Genomic DNA, 15,787 nt, shown 5'->3' with positions numbered 1-15,787 from the left:
TCACTATGTCCGTGTTGATGGTTCAGGGCACGACTTCCGATGCCGGCAAGAGTACTTTGGTGGCCGGGCTCGCTCGTTACTTTTCCCAGCGCGGAGTCAGTGTCGCACCTTTTAAACCGCAAAATATGGCACTCAATAGTGCCGTTACGGTGGATGGTGGTGAGATAGGGCGGGCACAAGCGTTGCAGGCCCAGGCCTGTGGAATCGACCCCCACAGCGATATGAACCCGGTGTTGCTTAAGCCCGCTTCAGATACTGGGGCTCAGGTTATTATCCAGGGTAAAGTGCTGGGGAATATGCAGGCGCTGGATTACCATCACTACAAGGCTACCGCGCAAAATGCAGTGCTGGACTCCTTCGCACGGCTCGATGATCAATATGAGCTGGTGTTAGTTGAAGGGGCTGGCAGCCCGGCAGAAATTAACCTGCGGGAAAACGATATTGCCAATATGGGCTTTGCCGAGGCCGTTGATTGCCCGGTTGTACTGATTGCCGATATCGATCGCGGAGGTGTGTTCGCCCACTTGGTAGGCACCCTCGAATTGCTGTCTTCCTCAGAGCGAGAGCGTGTCGTCGGTTTTGTGATCAACCGCTTTCGTGGCGATCTGCAATTACTTCAGCCGGGGCTCGACTGGTTAGAGGAGTATACCGGCAAGCCAGTTCTCGGAGTCTTACCTTATCTCCATGACCTCTACCTTGACGCGGAGGATGCCATTAGTACCCAACAGAGCGGTGCTGATGCTCGATTGAAAGTGGTAGTGCCGGTATTGCCGCGCATAAGCAATCATACAGATTTTGATGCGCTGAGGTTGCATCCGGATATCGATCTGCAATTTGTCAGTGTTCGCGAACCAGTCCCTCAGTGCGACTGGATTATTCTTCCTGGCAGTAAAAATGTACGGGCAGACTTGGCCTACTTAAAAGAAAACGATTGGCCTGCACAGTTGGATCGGCATCTGCGCTATGGCGGCAAACTCGTGGGTATTTGCGGTGGTTTGCAAATGCTGGGGAGCGAGGTACAGGATCCGGATGGGGTAGAGGATACCCCGGGTAACGAACCGGGCTTGGGTTATCTGGATTTCACAACTCGCTTGCAGCCAGTCAAGGCACTGAAAAATATTACCGGCTTTTTAGCTTTGGAAAATGAAGTAAAAGAAGCTACTCCTGTTCAGGGCTATGAAATCCACTGTGGTATAACAGAAGGTGTAGCTCTGCAAACTCCAGCGGTATATATCTGTGATAAAGGCGGAAATTCCAGGCCTGATGGTGCAATAAGTGCTGATGGACAGGTATTCGCGACCTACGTGCATGGGCTGTTCGATTCACCCGAAGCGCTGAGCGCACTTTTTGCCTGGGGTGGGTTGAAAGACTCTACGCCGCTGGATATGGGTGAACAGCGGCAGCAACAATTGGACAGGCTGGCTGAGACTATCGCCGAGAATATCCAGGGAAACTGGCTCGAGCAATTTGAGGGAACCAGGGAGACGGCAGCGTTGCAAGAGGATACCCAGTGACTGTTGCCCGTATAAAAGCATTAAATATTGCCTGGTGGTTACTGCCTGCAGCACTTGCCCTTAGTTTTTCTGCTGCCGTTGCCATAGGGGCAGTGTATCTCTCACCCTCACAACTATTTGCCGCGATCAGTGGCCAGGGCGATGGTGGACTCGCTGGGGATATTGTTCAGGTAATACGATTACCGAGAGCCATGTTGGCGGCTGGAGTGGGTGCTGTGCTCGCCATCTGCGGGGCAATGTTACAAGGCTTATTTCGAAACCCTCTAGCTGACCCATCCCTGATTGGTGTTACCGCAGGGGCTTCTCTCGGTGCTTGTTTGGCCATCCTGCTAGGAGCGGAGGTTGCCGCTGCGTTTGGGAGTTTGCCCGTTGTATCCATAGCTGCTTTTTTCAGCGGCCTTTTAGCGGTGACACTGGTCTACAAAGTGGCGAAAAGTATTAATGGCACTTCCGTGGCCACCATGTTGCTAATGGGGATTGCCGTTACCGCTTTTTCCGCAAGCCTGATCGGGCTAATGGAGTACTTTGCTGATAATGACACCCTGCGCCGTATGAGCCTGTGGCTTATGGGAGGGCTGGATGCAGCGAGCTATCCTCGCGCTTTTCTGGTTTTGGCCGTGCTGGGCGCTTTGCTTGCCAGTATGTCCCACTTCGGCACCTCACTAAATGTTCTTTTATTGGGAGAATCCCAGGCGCGGCACCTCGGTATTGATGTGGAGCGGGTAAAAACCCGTTTGATAGTGCTTGTTGCGGCTGGAGTGGGCACTTCGGTTGCTGTAGCCGGCAGTATTGCTTTTGTGGGGCTGGTAGTGCCCCATATAGTGCGTTTGTGGGTAGGACCTGATCACCGGCAACTGTTGCCGCTTTCTGCCCTGGCTGGAGCCAGTTTATTACTAGTTTCCGATACCCTGGCACGAACCATTATTGCCCCGGTGGAGATCCCGGTAGGGCTGATTACCGCACTGATTGGGGTGCCTTTTTTTGTTTCCTTGTTGCGTAAAAGCAGGGGGGCAATTTAATGGCTCTGCTACAGGTGGAGGGAGTTGCGGTTAGTGTCGATAATCGGCCGCTGTTGCAAGATATCAACCTGGAGGTAGATGTCGGCGAGCTGGTTTGTGTGATTGGCCCCAATGGCGCGGGGAAGTCGACCCTGCTGCGTGCCCTTTGCGGTGAAGTCAGGATGGATTCCGGGCAGGTCCACTTTAAAGGTAACTCTTTTTCAAAATTGTCGGCCCGCAATCGAGCCAGGCAAGTTGCCGTCCTGCCGCAAAATAACCCGCTGACATTTGCCTTTACCGGGCTGGAACTGGTCGCCCTCAGTCGAACTCCGCATTCCACCGGCACTGACCGGGACCGAGAAATCTGCCTGGAAGCCATGGCTGTGCTGGATGTTAGTCATTTGTCTGAGCGCCTGTACCCAACATTATCTGGCGGCGAGCAGCAGCGCTTGCAATTGGCTCGGGTGATGGCCCAGATCTGGCGGGCAGAGGATGGTGGAGAGCGGCTCCTCTTATTAGATGAGCCCGCTGCCAGCCTGGATATTGCACACCAATATGGAATGATGAGAGCGGTAAGAGACTTCGCGCGAAGTGGCGTAGCTGTGGTAATGACGGTCCATGATCTGGCCCATGCCAGCGGCTACAGCGACAGAATCCTCGCCTTAAAGCAGGGGCGCAGTATGGCCTACGGAAATCCGGAGGATGTATTGACTGCGGAGAATATGCAGCAGCTTTACGGCTACAGTGTCACGGTGATGCCACACCCGGTAACCGGTCAATCCCTGGTGATTGCCGATGTCTAGCACCAATGGTGTACATCTGGTACTAGGGGGCGCCCGCAGCGGAAAAAGCCGGCTTGCGCAACAGCGCGCGGAGCAGTGGCTAAATAGCAGTAGCGATGGTGGGCTTATCTACCTGGCAACGGCTACTGCGGGCGATCAAGAAATGTCTACCCGTATTGCTCGACATCAGGAAGACCGGGATCATCGATGGCAGACCCTGGAAGAGCCTATTGCACTGGCAGAGGCTCTGGTTACAGCTCCTGAGTCCCACTGTGTACTGGTGGACTGCCTCACTTTGTGGTTGAACAACTGTCTTCATCAAGGCGTTTGGGAGCGTGAGCAAGAGGCGCTTCTGCAATGTATCGATCAGAGGCTTACCCTCTCTAACGGTAATACCCCACCTTGGATTTTTGTCAGTAATGAAGTCGGTTCGGGTATTGTGCCCCTTGGGCAGTTATCGCGGGAATTTGTGGATGCGGCAGGTTGGCTTCATCAGGCACTAGCCGAGCGAGCTGATAGCGTCACCTTGGCAATTGCTGGTTTGCCGCTCACTGTAAAGTAAAGGAGCCTCTGAATAACTCCGTAATGCCTCTACGAGTCTTGAAGGCTGCAGATGTTAGGCGCAGCTCGCCGCGAATGGCCGTAGCCCTTTGCAAGAGCTGCAACGCAGCAGGTGCGGCCTTCAAGACTCGCCCTTCGGGGCTTGCAGAGCGATTCACACTCCGCGTTGCGACTTCTTGAAAGGTCTAGACATTCCTGCGAAGCCGCGCCTTGATTGTGAACCGCTCTGCAAGCCAGAGGTATCACGGAGTTATTCAGAGGCTCCTAAAGAATCACCTGAGACCGATAATGATGACAGATGAACTCAGTTGGCTCGATAAGCCTGCACCAACCCCGGACCAGAGTGCTCGCAATGCCGCGATTGCCCGCCAGGAGCAATTGATTAAGCCGCAAGGCGCGCTCGGCCGGCTCGAGAGCATTGCCGTGGATTTCGCCGGATTCCAGGGGAGGGAGCAACCCCTACTGAATAATTTGTCGGTGCGCGTATTCGGTGCTGATCACGGTGTTGCAGCCCAGGGAACTTCCCGATTTCCTCAGGCCGTCACTTCTGTAATGCTGAAACTATTTTGCGAGGGTGGGGCGGCTATTAATGTGTTGAGCCGCGAGCAGGATGCTGACTTTGCCGCAATTAATCTGGGTTGTGTGGTCCCCGCTGAACACCCCGACCTGATTGATGAAGTTATAGCTCCCTCTACTGCGGACTTCTCCCAAGGTAATCCCGCTATGACCCAAGCGCAGCTGGCTCTTGCTCTTGATGCCGGTCGCCGCCAGTCTACCGATGCAGATTGTTTTATTGGCGGAGATATGGGTATTGGCAATACCACTTCCGCCGCTGCCATTTTTGCCGCCCTTTTTGAGCTAGAGGTTGGCAGCATTACGGGGCGAGGAACAGGTATCGACGATGCAGTGCTCGCCTGCAAGGTGGAACTGATCGAATTTGCTTTGGAACAGCACCGGGCAGCGCTGGGCTCGCCACTTGCTATTCTGCAAACTTTTGGTGGCTTTGAGATTGCAGCCTTAACGGGAGCGTTTGTCGCCAGTGCCCAGCGAGGTGTCCCTGTATTGGTTGATGGTTTTATGGCGACTGCCGCGGCAGCTATTGCCGGTGCTATTAATCCATCAGTGAAGCCCTGGTTGCTCTACGCCCATCTCTCTGACGAGTCTGGTCACAAACTGGCCCTCGAGTGCCTGGGGGTGAAGCCATTGCTGAGCTTCAATATGCGCCTTGGCGAGGGCACAGGTGCAGTGTTGGCCATAAGTATTATCAAGCAAGCGCTGAACCTGCATAACAAAATGTTCACTTTCAGTGAGGCAGGAGTGCCAGTTGCGGATTGATCTTTTACGACACGGTGCCTGCGAAGGTGGAAATATTTTTCGCGGGCAGATCGATGTGCCCCTAACCAGTGAGGGTAGGAAGCAGATGTTGCGAGGGCTTGCCGAGCTCGATGACTCCTGGGACCGGATTGTTACTTCACCCTTACAACGCTGCCAACGCTTTGCTGCTCAGCTTGCCCGAGAGAAAAAGCTGCCGATAACTGAAGTTCCTGATATCCGGGAAATTGGTTTCGGGGACTGGGAGGGGCAGTCAGTCGATAAGATCTGGACTGAGCAACGAGCACTGTGTGAAGCCTGGGGGCGTGACCCAGAAAAGCACGCACCGCCGGGAGGTGAGCCCTTTCCCGTATTTCGATCCAGAGTTCTTCAAGCTATTGATAATCTAGCCCAGCAATACTCGGGAGAGTCCCTGCTGCTCGTTACTCACGGTGGCGTTATCAAGTTGTTGCTCGCGTATGCGAATAACTGGCTCCCAGTGAAAATGATTTCACTGCAAGTTAACTACGGGTTTGCCGCATCGCTGAGATACGACTCGGACAATAAGACCTTTACCGTTTCCTACCCAGAGCAGTCAGCTTATGTTTATTGCCCGTAAGTTGTACAACCTATCCCAAGCATTTCTGTATGCGCTGGTATTTCTTACCCGGCTGCCGGTGGCGGGTTTGCTTCGGGAGGTGGACAAGGAAACGGTGAAGCGGTCGATATATTTTTACCCCCTGGTTGGAGTGGTGATTGGTGTACTGTTATCCGGGGCCGCCTACCTTCTGGCTCCTTTAGGTGCCCAGTTGCAAGCTGCAATACTATTGGGTTTCTGGGTGGTCCTGACAGGTGCACTACACCTCGACGGCCTTGCTGACTGTACTGATGCCTACTTTGCTGGACATAAGTGTACGGATCCTGAAGAACAACGTCAGCATATTCTGAGAGTAATGCACGATCCCCACTGCGGCTCTATTGCGGTAGCGGCTGTTGTTGTTTTCCTACTGATAAAGTTCGCTGCAATAGCAACCCTGCTAGAGCTAATAAACCCGGTAACAAAAGATGCTTGGGTCTATCTGCCGTTGGTGCTCTCACCTATGCTAGCCAGGGCTGCGGCCCTGGCTTTAATGGGAGTTTCACAATACGCACGTGTTGAAGGCCGTGTACCGCCCTCTGGCCCCGAACGCCGATGGGACCTATTGCCGGTAGTTGCAATCGTAGTTGCTATTGGATGTTTAGCGGCGCCAATACCCATTGCCATAGGCATCGTCTGTAGTTTGATTGGCCTAGTTTTATTCTGGCGTCGCCTGTGGGATAAGGCTATTGGTGGTTATACCGGCGATTGTTTGGGCGGTTTGGTCGAGATAAGTGAGTTGTCGATATTGATTTTATGGGTGGCAGTGGTTGCCAATGTGAGTTATGGAGCTGTTTAGAAGCTCCTTATTTATAGTCGAGTTAAAGAGATGTCTCGAAGCAGTATTGTCCGTGTTGTTTTAACCTTGAATCTGTTATTGGTGAGTAATACTTGGGCGGATGATTCCGTGCGGGTAAAAGATGCCCGTGGCCAATGGGTTGAACTGCCTGCACCAGCAGAGCGTATTGTTGCGCTAGCACCAAATATCGTGGAGAACTTTTACAGTGCCGGGGCAGGGGATAAGCTAATTGCTGCGGTAAGCTACAGTGACTACCCCGAGCAAGCCAAGCAATTACCGGAGATAGGTAACTATAAAGCGGTAAACTATGAAAGTTTACTATTGCTAAATCCTGACTTGATTGTTGCCTGGGGATCGGGAAATGGCGATCAGATGATCAATAAACTGGAGGATCTCGGTTTTACAGTTTTCGTATCTGAATCTAATGCTCTTGAAGATATCGCTGTGAATGTAAAGCGCTTCGGTAAACTTGCAGGTACAAGTGACTATGCAGATAAATCTGCCGGAGAGTGGCTTGAGCGACTGAATCAGATACAGCTTAGCCATAAGGACCTGGATTCGGTCAGTGTTTTTTATCAGGTTTGGAATGAGCCACTGCAAACACTTAATGGCGACCACCTGATTAGCGATGTTATTCAAACCTGTGGCGGCCGTAATATATTTGCCGATGCATTGGTATTAGCACCGAAGATTAGTATTGAGTCTGTACTGGATAGAGACCCGAGAGTAATTATCGCCAGCGGAATGGGGGAGGAGCGGCCAGATTGGTTGGATGCCTGGGCAGCTTACCCAAGAATTAATGCAGTTAAAGAGGGAAACCTGTTTCATGTACCACCGGATATCATTCAGCGACATACTTTTCGGGTGCTGGATGGTATGGAGATGGTTTGTGATGATTTGAATCGGGTGAGAAAAAGCGGTTAGTTTTTCTGCTTATCAGCAGGAAGACTCACTCGCAGCGTATTATTTTGTAGATCAACTATCGAAATTGAATTTGCTGGCTAGATATTTTTATGCTGATATTTTTTGTTATTCTCTTTGTCGGAGGGCTGCTTGCAGTCCCATATTTGGCGATTAAACTAACCATACTTGAACAAGATGAAAGTAGTCAGTGGTCAACCTTCTGGAGGCTGGCTTCCGCAGACTATTATACAATGCAAAGTGTTGCAGCTATCCCAGTCACTGGCTTGTCATGTTATATATCGTCTTATCGAGGGGTGTCGACAGGAAGCTTTGAATTTATAGTAATTGCTTTTGCTTTGGCGGTTCTCATGTTGTTTTTAATTGAAGATCTTCTGAGGCGAGATTATCTTCAATTTCATATCAAAAATTTAAAGCTGTTATCGATAAGTGTCATTTCTTTAACGTTGATTGCTCTAGAGTTGTCAATGGCAGCCACTACATTTATTGGAGCCATCGCTATACTTTTGGTGTCAGTTAGATGTGTAAAGCAACAAGTACTCAGCAATAGAGATAAAACAGAATCTGGAACTTTAGACGGTGACAGATAGTCGGCAATGTAATTGATACAGTCTGATAAATCTCAATTTTCTTAGTGTTCAAATTTTGGTGGGTCCGGGTGTGTTTAATGTCGTAAAGTCCGACGATTCTTCTTTATAATTGAAAGCTATCATCGTTCTTATGTTTATCGGTAGTATCCGAAACTGGAAGATATATCCATGATAAGGAATTGCTGAAGAGTCAGCCACAGAGATGGCCGCTGGACCTCTCGCCTGTTACTTACACGATCAGTGAGTAGTGAAAAAATCACTTTTTGGTAGATCATGGCTAATCAATGGTAAAGCCGCCCCTAGCTGTATTAATGTTGAGTTCAAGTCAAATAGCCCCTTAATTTCATTGCCAAATGTTGGCGGTATTTCCAAGGTGTCTAAATTATTCGTATCGTTATCTAGTTTGCGGTATTGAAGTTAAGAAAGCGGTTATTTTCTTGGGTGGGTATCCTTGGAGCCTGGAGCAAAATTCATCCCACAGTCGAAGTGGGCTGAAATGCAAAAACCTATTGACGATCGGTTTTTGTCGCTCTACCATCATTCAAAGAACAGTTTTAACCTCTGGAATAATAGTCTATGCGACTTGGCGATCTTGAGAAACAGGTGCTCCAATACCTCTGGGATAGAAAATCTGCGGATGCCAAACAGGTCCACTCGGACTTGAGTAGGGCCCGTGGAGGTTCTCTTAACACCATCCAGAGCACACTTGACCGCCTCTACAAGAAAGGTTTGCTGTCCCGGGAGAAGCAGGGGCATGCATTCCAATACAGCCCGGCAGTGGAGCGCTACGAGTTTGTTGGACAGCTGATTCAAGATGTTACTCGTGAGTTCGTTGATGATGAGAACGGGTTGGTAGCCGCATTTACCTCCATCTCATCGGAGTTGAGCGAAAGCCAATTGGAGCAGCTGGAGCAGTTGATCGAAAGCCAGAAGATTAAGCGCCAGCAGGGTGATCGCTAATGATTTTGGGGCAGGTTGCACTCTGGCTAAACCTGCTGACTATTGCAGCGCTTGGCCTGTTTGTCGGTATTTTACTGGTATCAGCTGCCTGCCTTTCTGCTTCCCGGCATTCACTTAGCTTGTCTGTCAGTAGCCGGCGTTTACTGCTGTGGAGTGCGGTATTGCTGCCGTGGTTTGCGGCTTCCACTGCCGCTGTTATCCTGGCTTTCCCCAGCCTTTTGGGAGGCGTTGCATCACTGGCGCACTGGCACCATATCAATGCTTTTAACCTCTACAGTTGGCACGGTGTTTTTACTATTGCGTTTCTTTTCTTTAGCGGTTTTTTGGCGTTTCAAAGTTTTAAACGAGCTCATCGCCATTTGGCGCAGCTCCGTTTGTTAATGCAACTTTGCGAAAGGGATAAGTCTGACCAAAGTATTATCCAGGCAAAGGGGCCCCAGGCTTTCACCAGTGGTCTGCTCCGTCCGCAAGGGTTTTATACCAGCGGTCTGCGAGACCAGTTAACAGCGGAAGAATTTGAGGTGGTGCGCCTGCATGAGGAAGCCCATGCGCAAAAATTTGATCCTCTGAAGAAATTAATATTCGCTTTATTTGCCAGCTTTTTCCCTACGCGTTTGGGGAATTACCTGAATCGGCAGATGGCGCTGTGTATGGAGCAGCGTGCAGATGCTTATGCCCATAGGCAGGGGTGGAGTGAGACTTTTATCGCCCAAACCCTACTTAAAGTAACCCGTATCTCCAATGGGTTGCATCCCAAAGAGAGAAGTTCAGCAATGGTCTGTTATTTCGCTCTTGACCAATTGGATGCTCGTATTCGTTACTTGCTGTCTGATGATAAGGGGCGCAGCTTACCCCCTTGTTATTAGCTGGAATGTTTGTGGCTCTTACAGGCACTTGCCTTGTTTCGGTGGATGCGCTCCACCACACCGTCGAAACCCTTTTCTCCCACTAAGGAAGCCGAAGTGTTTAATTGTTTACGTTTAGTCATAACTAAAAAACCGATTGCTGATCGGTTTTTTGTGGCCGGAGCTGTGTTCTTTTTAGTCGCATTAAGTGGGTCCCTTAAGGCAGAGCAGGGCGAGGAGTTATCGGGCCTCACTTATGAGCAGGCAATTCTTAAAAGCTTGCAAAATCATCCTGAACTGGCGGGTTACCGATATCAGTTTGAGGCAGTGGATGCTCTATCTGAACACGCCAAGCTCGGACCACGACCGGAGCTTAGTGTTGCCGCTGAAGGGTTGGGGGAAGACAAGAGCAGCGATGGCAACGACAGTTCCCAGGTAACAGTAGGCATCAGTTGGCTATTACAGGGTGATCTCGCAGAAAAACGTGTATTGGCTGCACGCAGCAAGACTTCTGTGATTGAGGCCCAAAAGCAGGTTCTTGAATTAGAAGTTGCCGCAAATACCGCGCGTTACTTTTTCCAGGTCTTGGCGCAACAGGAACGCCTGGAAATTGCTAAAACAGCTGTCGACCTGGCTCGCAATATGGCCGCTGAAATTAATCGCCAAGTTAGTGTTGGCAGAACGAATGAAGCCGATGCTTTTCGGGCGGAAGTCGACTTGCAGCGTCGACTCTTAGCTGTGGAGGATGTCGAGCACGAGTTGGATATTGCCAGATATCAATTAGCTGCCCAGTGGGGCTCCAGAGAGCCCAGTTTTCGAGCGGTGGTTGGTTCTCTTTCCAGTGCCATTCCAGAAGTTGATTTATCTAGATTGAGAAGCTTGGTGGCGAGCAACCCAAATTTGGAAATATTTATGAGCCGTGAGCGCGTGGCGCAGGCGGAAATTGATTTGGCACGTGCAGAAGCGGGCATTCAGTGGCGGATTGATACAGGAATTCGTCGCAATGAAACGAGCGGAAATTATGGGTTGGTGGCAGGCTTCGCAATCCCACTAGGAAAGGGCGATCGCAACCGCGGCAAGGTATCTGCTTTGAGGGCAGAACAGAATCGTTTCCGAGCAGAAAGGAATGCGAAAGAGATTGAGTTGGATACACAACTCTTTGTGATGACCCAAAGGCTACAGCATCACCGGCATGTAGCTGCCGCCCTGAATGAAAAGATGATTCCCAGTTTGGATAAGGCGCTTACCGCTACGCGTCGAGCTTATCGACGTGGCCGCTACAACTACACGGAATTGGCGCTAGCCCAACAGGGGCTTACCGATGCACAGCTTTCACTATTACAGGCGCAGTACAACGCACACCTTAGCCTGATTGAAATTGAAAAATTGACAGGCCTGTCACTGGCACAGATAAGCGAGAGCGAGATATGAGATCCGCAGTTTTTTCCAGCCTGATATTCGGTGCTTTACTTTCCTTGTTCCTAACTGGCAGCGGCAGTGTGTATGCGGCCGGAGCTGTCGCAGAGGCAGAACCGGAAAAAGGGCCCAATCGTGGGCGCATGTTGAGAGAAGGTAATTTCGCCGTTGAGCTAAGTATTTATGAAACTGGTGTTCCCCCGGAGTTTCGGGTTTGGGTGAGTAACGATGGAGAGCTGGTTAATCCTCGGCAGGTTGATCTTAAAGTGGTTCTTAAAAGGCTTGGAGATGGAGAGGATCACATCGAGTTCAGGCCTGAGGGGAATTATCTGCGTGGCGATATGGTGATCTATGAGCCCCACTCATTTGTTGTGACTCTAACAGCCAAGTACCAGGGGCACGAATACCGTTGGCAATACGATAATTTTGAGGGGCGAACCCGTATCGAATCCGGTATTGCTGAATCCATGGAAATTGATACGGAAACCGTCGGCCCCGCCAGGATGAGTGAGACCAACCGCGCTTATGGCAGACTTATTGTAGATCCAGAACAGGTACGTGAAATCCGTGCGCGTTTCGATGGATTTGTAGAAACTGTGTATGTGGGATTGGGAGAGCGCGTTAAAAAAGGGCAACCCCTAATCGCAGTTAACAGCGATCAAAACCTGAAAACTTACAGTATTAAATCCCCCATTTCCGGTGTGGTAATTCAGCGCAATGTAAACCCTGGTGAACAGACCGCAGGTAGAGCTTTATTAACGGTTGCCGATGATACTGCTTTATTGGCAGAGCTGGATGTTTTTCCCTCGACACGCCCCCAGATTCGCCAAGGCGCGCCCGTTTCCGTAAATATCAAGTCCCTGGAAACTCCTCTACTCGGGGTAGTTAAACAAATTGATACTTTGATGAAGCCCAACCAGGCCACTGCCGTTCGAGTGTCACTGCAAGATATTCCCTCAGGCCTCGCACCAGGTTCTTTTGTAAGCGGCGATATCCAAGTTGCTGAATATGAGGTGCCTCTCGCTGCTAAGCGTTCCGGTTTACAAGCGTTCCGCGATTTTACTGTCGTTTATGCCAAGGTGGGCGATCAATATGAAGTGCGCATGTTGGAGCTGGGGCGTGAAGCAGGCGACTGGGTTGAAGTGCTGGGGGGATTCGACCGGGAATCGAATATGTCACCGGTAACAGCTACATCATTAAAGCGGACATTGAAAAGTCCGGTGCATCCCACGATCACTGAGGGTTCGACATGCTTGAGTACTTGATAAGAACCTCAATTCAAAATCGCGGGCTGGTTATTACCTTTGTGCTTTTACTGTGCGGTTTGGGCATTTGGAATTTCAACCGGCTGCCCATTGATGCGGTACCGGATATCACCAATATCCAGGTGGTTATTAATACGGAGGCACCGGGGTATACCCCTAAAGAAGTTGAGCAACGGGTTACATACCCAGTGGAAAATGCAATGGCTGGTTTGCCAAGCCTTGCTTATACACGCTCCGTTTCGCGGTATGGATTGTCGCAGGTTACGGTGATTTTTGAAGATGGCACCGATATTTATTTTGCCCGCCAGTTAGTGAATGAACGGCTCACTAGTGTACGTGGTGCACCGCCTGCTGGTTTGGAGCCAGAGCTTGGACCCATCGCCACAGGTCTTGGCGAAATCTTTATGTTCACAGTGGACTCCGAACCCGGAGCCACCAATGCTGATGGCAGTGCAGTAACACCTAAGGACTTGCGTTCGGTGCATGACTGGATTGTGCGCCCGCAGTTACTGCGTGTACCTGGTGTGGTGGAAGTCAATCCGATCGGCGGGTTCAAGAGAGAAATTCTAATTGCTATAGAGCCAGAGAAACTGCTGGCATTTGGCCTGACCCAAGAAGACCTGATTCGCTCGATCGAGGAGAACAATGGTAACCGCGGTGTAGGCTTTATTGAACACAGTGGCGCCCAGTGGTTGTTGCGGGTTCCGGGGCAGGCAAGTTCGTTAGATACACTGAAGGATTTCCTGGTTGCGGAAGTGAATGGCGTTGCTGTTCGCCTTGGCGACTTGGCCAAGATCGAAGAGGGGCGCGAAATGCGCACCGGGGCGGCTACTCAGAACGGCAGGGAAGTGGTGATGAGTACCGTTTTCATGCTGGTTGGCGAAAATAGTCGCACCGTTGCAGGTGCAGTTGGTGAAAAGTTAGAGGATATCAAACAGAGTCTACCACCAGGTATCACATTGACTGCGGTTTATGATCGTACCGGTCTGGTTGACCAGACATTGCGCACTGTACAAACCAATCTTATGGAAGGTGCGCTGTTGGTTATCGCGGTTCTTTTCCTGCTGTTGGGCAATGTTCGAGCAGCAATTCTCACTGCGTTGGTAATTCCGGTGGCCATGTTAATGACCATCACCGGCATGGTTCAGGCCCGCGTAAGTGCAAACCTGATGAGTCTGGGGGCGCTGGACTTTGGCTTGTTGGTGGATGGGGGCATCATTATTGTCGAGAACTGTCTGCGACGCCTCAGCGAATCCGCCCGCGAGCGTGGCCAGTTAGATCTAAAAGAACGGCTTACCCTGGTATTCCAATCGACGCGGGAAGTGATCCGCCCGGCCATGTTTGGTGTGTTCGTTATCACAGCAGTGTATTTACCCATTTTTGCCCTGACTGGAGTGGAGGGCAAGATGTTCCATCCAATGGCTATAACCGTGGTGATTGCGCTGCTTTCTGCGATGTTTCTTTCCATCACTTTGGTGCCAGCCGGCATAGCGCTGCTATTCCGCAAACCGGTGATCGAAAAGAAAAATCCTGCACTTGAGAAGCTGAATAGAATTTATCGCCCGGCCTTGGAGTTTGCACTGCGCCAGCGTGGCATGGTTGTCGCTATTGCTGTGCTACTGGTGTTGGTTTCCGGCCATACGGCAAGCAGAATGGGTAGCGAATTTGTGCCGAATCTGGATGAAGGCGATATTGCCATGCACGCCTTGCGTATTCCCGGCACATCCCTGGAACAAGCGATTGCACTGCAAAAATCCCTGGAGGAACGGATTAAAGAGTTGCCCGAAGTGGAGCGTGTATTCGCCAAAATTGGTACTGCGGAAGTGGCTACCGATGCCGTTCCCCCAAGTGTTGCCGATAACTTTATTATCCTGAAACCCAGGTCTCAGTGGCCAGATCCGGATAAGCCGAAAGAGCAATTGGTAGAAGAGCTGGCAAAGCTGGTAGAACCAATTCCCGGCAACCGCTATGAATTTCTCCAGCCAATCCAGATGCGCTTTAACGAGCTTTTAGCGGGGGTACGCGCGGAATTGGCGATCAAAGTCTTTGGCGATGACTTCGAGCAATTAGAGCGTTTGGGCAGTGAAATTGAAGCGGCTATCGGCAGTGTAGAAGACGTTGCTGATATACAGATGGAGCAAACCAGCGGTTTACCGGTTCTCGCCATTGTTCCTGACCAGGCCGCGCTAACACAGTATGGGCTGGCCATTAGCCAGGTACAGGAGCAGCTGGCAACCGCCCTGGGAGGTACGGTTGCTGGCCGCTTTTATGAAGGGGACCGCCGCACCGATATTGTTGTGCGTTTGCCAGAGGTATTGCGCCAGGATTTGGATGCGCTAAAGAAACTGCCGATTCATCGATCCAATGGCAACTATGTGCCCCTGGAGGAAATTGCCAGCTTGGAACTCACTGCCGGTATCAATCAGGTTTTCCGCGAGAACGGTAAACGCAGGGTAGTGGTAACGGCCAATGTGCGGGGTAGGGACTTGGGTAGCTTTGTTGCTGATGTGCAGCAGTCCGTTTCCGAGAAAGTGGAAATACCACCCGGTTACTGGGTTGAATACGGCGGAACTTATCAAGCGCTACAGTCTGCTACTGAACGCTTATCGATTGTAGTGCCGCTGACTCTTGTGTTGATTATGGGGCTTCTCCTGCTGGCGCTTCGCTCCATAAAAGATGCGGCAATTATCTTTACCGGTATACCCCTCGCATTAACCGGCGGTGTGCTCTCTTTAATGTTGCGGGATATCCCGTTCTCCATTTCCGCAGCCGTTGGTTTTATCGCACTTTCCGGGATTGCCATCCTTAACGGCCTGGTGATGGTTTCCTTTATTCGCGATCTGCGTGACCAAGGTTACAGCATAGAAAATGCCATTATTGAGGGCGCCCTGATCCGATTACGTCCGGTCATTAGTACCGCACTGGTTGCCTCACTCGGTTTTGTGCCCATGGCCCTGAATACTGGTATTGGCTCTGAGGTACAGCGCCCACTGGCTACGGTGGTTATTGGCGGTATTGTCTCATCAACAATCCTGACACTTTTAGTGTTGCCGGCACTCTACAGAATTTTACATGGCAGGAATGCCAAGTCGGAAAGCTTACAAGATAACCCTGAAGTGGCTCTGGCTGGAGCCAGTTAACTGGGCCTGTGTACGCTTTGGTTCACAAGAATTTAGAACTTTAATAAC

The 15,787-nt window shown here is 50.8% G+C and carries 14 protein-coding genes; all 14 read left to right on the top strand.

Translation table 11 applies throughout. The features are described from left to right. The first annotated feature begins 5 nt into the window (after positions 1-5). The 14 genes from P0078_RS03205 (at position 6) to P0078_RS03140 (ending at position 15,739) form a co-directional block, all read left to right on the top strand. Positions 6-1,514: a cobyric acid synthase gene (locus P0078_RS03205; protein ID WP_282933034.1), complete on the top strand. Its 1,509-nt coding sequence runs from the start codon at positions 6-8 to the stop codon at positions 1,512-1,514. Next, positions 1,511-2,533, top strand: coding sequence for a FecCD family ABC transporter permease (locus P0078_RS03200; protein ID WP_282933033.1), 1,023 nt, complete (start codon positions 1,511-1,513; stop codon positions 2,531-2,533). Before P0078_RS03205 ends, P0078_RS03200 begins: the two co-directional genes overlap by 4 nt. After that, complete coding sequence (locus P0078_RS03195) at positions 2,533-3,315, top strand: heme ABC transporter ATP-binding protein (protein WP_282933032.1); 783 nt, start codon at positions 2,533-2,535, stop codon at positions 3,313-3,315. The genes P0078_RS03200 and P0078_RS03195 overlap by 1 nt, the downstream gene beginning before the upstream one ends. Next, positions 3,308-3,856: a bifunctional adenosylcobinamide kinase/adenosylcobinamide-phosphate guanylyltransferase gene (gene cobU / locus P0078_RS03190; protein WP_282933031.1), complete on the top strand. Its 549-nt coding sequence runs from the start codon at positions 3,308-3,310 to the stop codon at positions 3,854-3,856. The genes P0078_RS03195 and cobU overlap by 8 nt, the downstream gene beginning before the upstream one ends. 287 nt (positions 3,857-4,143) lie before the next feature. Next, positions 4,144-5,190 (top strand): nicotinate-nucleotide--dimethylbenzimidazole phosphoribosyltransferase, encoded by a 1,047-nt coding sequence (cobT, locus tag P0078_RS03185; protein ID WP_282933030.1) that lies wholly within the window; start codon positions 4,144-4,146, stop codon positions 5,188-5,190. Continuing rightward, a complete protein-coding gene (locus P0078_RS03180; protein ID WP_282933029.1) occupies positions 5,180-5,785 on the top strand; it encodes a histidine phosphatase family protein in 606 nt (201 codons plus the stop codon). The genes cobT and P0078_RS03180 overlap by 11 nt, the downstream gene beginning before the upstream one ends. Then, positions 5,769-6,602, top strand: coding sequence for an adenosylcobinamide-GDP ribazoletransferase (gene cobS / locus P0078_RS03175; protein WP_282933028.1), 834 nt, complete (start codon positions 5,769-5,771; stop codon positions 6,600-6,602). The genes P0078_RS03180 and cobS overlap by 17 nt, the downstream gene beginning before the upstream one ends. Positions 6,603-6,632: 30 nt before the next feature. Beyond that, positions 6,633-7,526, top strand: coding sequence for a cobalamin-binding protein (locus tag P0078_RS03170; protein WP_282933027.1), 894 nt, complete (start codon positions 6,633-6,635; stop codon positions 7,524-7,526). 89 nt (positions 7,527-7,615) lie between these two features. Continuing rightward, positions 7,616-8,113 (top strand): hypothetical protein, encoded by a 498-nt coding sequence (locus P0078_RS03165; RefSeq protein WP_282933026.1) that lies wholly within the window; start codon positions 7,616-7,618, stop codon positions 8,111-8,113. A 576-nt stretch (positions 8,114-8,689) separates the two neighbouring features. Then, positions 8,690-9,073 (top strand): BlaI/MecI/CopY family transcriptional regulator, encoded by a 384-nt coding sequence (locus P0078_RS03160; protein WP_282933025.1) that lies wholly within the window; start codon positions 8,690-8,692, stop codon positions 9,071-9,073. After that, positions 9,073-9,939 (top strand): M56 family metallopeptidase, encoded by an 867-nt coding sequence (locus P0078_RS03155; RefSeq protein WP_282933024.1) that lies wholly within the window; start codon positions 9,073-9,075, stop codon positions 9,937-9,939. The genes P0078_RS03160 and P0078_RS03155 overlap by 1 nt, the downstream gene beginning before the upstream one ends. Positions 9,940-10,035: 96 nt before the next feature. Next, positions 10,036-11,349, top strand: coding sequence for a TolC family protein (locus tag P0078_RS03150; protein WP_282933023.1), 1,314 nt, complete (start codon positions 10,036-10,038; stop codon positions 11,347-11,349). Next, entirely contained in the window at positions 11,346-12,599 is a 1,254-nt protein-coding gene (locus tag P0078_RS03145; protein WP_282933022.1) for an efflux RND transporter periplasmic adaptor subunit, read from the top strand. Before P0078_RS03150 ends, P0078_RS03145 begins: the two co-directional genes overlap by 4 nt. Next, the gene (locus tag P0078_RS03140) at positions 12,584-15,739 is read left to right on the top strand and encodes an efflux RND transporter permease subunit (protein ID WP_282933021.1); all 3,156 of its coding nucleotides are present in this window, start codon (positions 12,584-12,586) and stop codon (positions 15,737-15,739) included. The genes P0078_RS03145 and P0078_RS03140 overlap by 16 nt, the downstream gene beginning before the upstream one ends. Positions 15,740-15,787 lie beyond the last annotated feature (48 nt).

The sequence above is a fragment of the Microbulbifer sp. VAAF005 genome, from assembly GCF_030012985.1.
Classification (GTDB): Bacteria; Pseudomonadota; Gammaproteobacteria; order Pseudomonadales; family Cellvibrionaceae; genus Microbulbifer.
This window is presented reverse-complemented; position numbering and strand designations above follow the sequence as displayed.

Excerpts from the sequence above, each read along its gene's own strand:
- P0078_RS03205 (WP_282933034.1), top strand. The coding sequence starts at position 6 with ATGTCCGTGTTGATGGTTCAGGGCACGACTTCCGATGCCGGCAAGAGT.
- P0078_RS03195 (WP_282933032.1), top strand. The coding sequence starts at position 2,533 with ATGGCTCTGCTACAGGTGGAGGGAGTTGCGGTTAGTGTCGATAATCGG.
- cobU (WP_282933031.1), top strand. The coding sequence starts at position 3,308 with ATGTCTAGCACCAATGGTGTACATCTGGTACTAGGGGGCGCCCGCAGC.
- cobT (WP_282933030.1), top strand. The coding sequence starts at position 4,144 with ATGATGACAGATGAACTCAGTTGGCTCGATAAGCCTGCACCAACCCCG.
- cobS (WP_282933028.1), top strand. The coding sequence starts at position 5,769 with ATGTTTATTGCCCGTAAGTTGTACAACCTATCCCAAGCATTTCTGTAT.
- P0078_RS03170 (WP_282933027.1), top strand. The coding sequence starts at position 6,633 with ATGTCTCGAAGCAGTATTGTCCGTGTTGTTTTAACCTTGAATCTGTTA.
- P0078_RS03165 (WP_282933026.1), top strand. The coding sequence starts at position 7,616 with ATGCTGATATTTTTTGTTATTCTCTTTGTCGGAGGGCTGCTTGCAGTC.
- P0078_RS03160 (WP_282933025.1), top strand. The coding sequence starts at position 8,690 with ATGCGACTTGGCGATCTTGAGAAACAGGTGCTCCAATACCTCTGGGAT.
- P0078_RS03155 (WP_282933024.1), top strand. The coding sequence starts at position 9,073 with ATGATTTTGGGGCAGGTTGCACTCTGGCTAAACCTGCTGACTATTGCA.
- P0078_RS03145 (WP_282933022.1), top strand. The coding sequence starts at position 11,346 with ATGAGATCCGCAGTTTTTTCCAGCCTGATATTCGGTGCTTTACTTTCC.
- P0078_RS03140 (WP_282933021.1), top strand. The coding sequence starts at position 12,584 with ATGCTTGAGTACTTGATAAGAACCTCAATTCAAAATCGCGGGCTGGTT.